Source organism: Hydrogenophaga sp. A37, assembly GCF_002001205.1.
In the GTDB taxonomy this organism is placed as follows: domain Bacteria; phylum Pseudomonadota; class Gammaproteobacteria; order Burkholderiales; family Burkholderiaceae_C; genus Hydrogenophaga.
In genome coordinates this window covers 1-2,045 of the sequence record NZ_MUNZ01000015.1, presented here as the reverse complement: position 1 = coordinate 2,045, position 2,045 = coordinate 1, and the positions used below count along the sequence as shown (strand labels likewise).

The following is a 2,045-nucleotide window of genomic DNA, read 5'->3' as shown; positions in this document are numbered from 1 at the left end:
CCGCAGAGCCACCAGCCACCCCGCGCAACACCTACATCGGCCGGCTGCGCTGAACCGCGCCATCGCCGAGCGAAACGGCGCGTGCGGTTTAATCGCCAGGGTTCGCGCCGCCCTGCTGCGGCGCCCTCTCCATCCACGTTTTCACGGAGCTGCTGCATGGCGTCCCCCATTCGCATCATTTCTTCCATGGCCACCAAACAGGTGCTGGCCGACCTGATCAACCTCTACCAGCAGACCCAGCCCGGCCAGATCATCGAGCTCGAATCCGTGGGCGGTGTGGACGCCGCCAAGCGCGTGCAGGCCGGCGAAGCCTTCGACATCGTGGCCCTCGCGTCCAACGCGGTGGCCCAGCTCAGCGCCGACGGCAAGGTGGTGGCCGGCAGCCAGGTTGACGTGGTGCGCTCCGGCGTGGCGCTGGCCGTTCGCAGCGGCGCGCCGCACCCCGACATCACCAGCGAAGCCGCTGTGAAACAGGCCGTGCTCGCCGCGCACACCCTGGGCTATTCCACCGGCCCGAGCGGCGTGCAACTCGCCAAACTGTTCGAGCGCTGGGGCATCGCCGAGCAGATCAAAGACCGCATCGTCACCGCACCACCCGGCGTGCCCGTGGGCTCGCTGGTGGCCAAGGGCGAAGTTGAGTTGGGCTTCCAGCAACTGAGCGAACTCATGGGCCTTGAGGGCATCGACGTGCTCGGCCCGCTGCCCGCACAAATCCAGATCATCACCACCTTCTCGGCCGGCCTGGCCACCACCTCCACACAGCCCGAAGCGGTGCGCGCGCTGCTCGCGTTTCTGGTGTCGCCGCAGACGGCCGAGACGAAGCAACGCAACGGGATGGAAGCGGCCGGTTGAATCGGCGGCCGTTGAACTCGGTGGTGAATCCCACGGGCTGACCGGGGGCGTGAGCGCCCCAGGTGCCTGCCAGCGTCATATCCGACTACATTGGTCAACTATGAACGCCCACACCCACACCACCCTCGCCCAGCCCGGCCCCAAGACTTCGATCGACAAGCACAAGATCCGCTTCCTGTTGCTGGAAGGCATTCACCCCTCTGCCGTCAGCGTGCTGCGCGCGGCGGGCTACAGCCAGATCGAAAGCCTGCCCGGCGCCCTGCCCGACGATCAGCTCTTGGCCAAGATCGCCGACGCGCATTTCGTCGGCATCCGCTCGCGCACCCAGCTCACCGCCGAGGTGCTGAGCCACGCCCAGCGCCTCGCCGCCGTGGGCTGCTTCTGCATTGGCACCAACCAGGTGGACCTGGCCGCGGCGCGCGAGCGCGGCATCGCCGTGTTCAACGCGCCGTTTTCCAACACCCGCTCGGTGGCCGAGCTGGTGCTGGCCGAGGCCATTCTGCTGATGCGCGGCATCCCCGAGAAGAACGCCGTGGCGCACCGCGGCGGCTGGCTGAAATCGGCCAGCAACTCGTTTGAGATTCGCGGCAAGACGCTGGGCATCGTGGGCTACGGCGCCATCGGCACGCAGCTCTCGGTGCTGGCCGAAGCCCTGGGCATGCAGGTGGTGTTTTTCGACGTGGCGACCAAGCTGCCGCTGGGCAATGCGCGGCCGCTCACCAGCCTGGACGAGCTCATGGCCACCGCCGACGTGGTGAGCCTGCACGTGCCCGAAACGCCGGCCACGCAATGGATGATCGGCGCGGCACAACTCGCGCGCATGAAGCCCAGCGCCGTGCTCATCAACGCCTCGCGCGGCACCGTGGTGCAGGTGGACGCGCTGGCCAGCGCGCTGCAAAACCAGGCCCTGCTCGGCGCCGCCATCGACGTGTTCCCCGAAGAACCGCACAGCAACAAGGACGTGTTTGAGTCGCCCCTGCGCGGCCTCGACAACGTGATCCTCACGCCGCACATCGGTGGCTCCACGCTGGAGGCACAGGAGAACATCGGCATCGAGGTGGCAGAAAAGCTGGTGAAGTACAGCGACAACGGCACCTCCACTTCGGCCGTCAACTTTCCCGAAGTGGAGGTGCCGTTGTCGCTGTACTTCACCAGCTTTTCTGCCACCTCGATGCCGATGTTCTCCTGTGCCT

At 67.0% G+C, this 2,045-nt stretch carries 2 protein-coding genes; both read left to right on the top strand.

Annotation, left to right across the window (positions count from 1 at the left end; translation table 11 throughout):
- Positions 1-156 precede the first annotated feature (156 nt).
- Entirely contained in the window at positions 157-852 is a 696-nt protein-coding gene (locus tag B0E41_RS00085) for a substrate-binding domain-containing protein (protein ID WP_077327338.1), read from the top strand.
- 100 nt (positions 853-952) lie between these two features.
- On the top strand, positions 953-2,045 hold a 1,093-nt coding region (gene serA, locus B0E41_RS00080; protein ID WP_143433578.1), incomplete at its 3' end, for a phosphoglycerate dehydrogenase.

What these genes read in the sequence shown, in the direction of transcription:
- B0E41_RS00085 (WP_077327338.1), top strand. Translation starts at nt 157, where the DNA reads ATGGCGTCCCCCATTCGCATCATTTCTTCCATGGCCACCAAACAGGTG.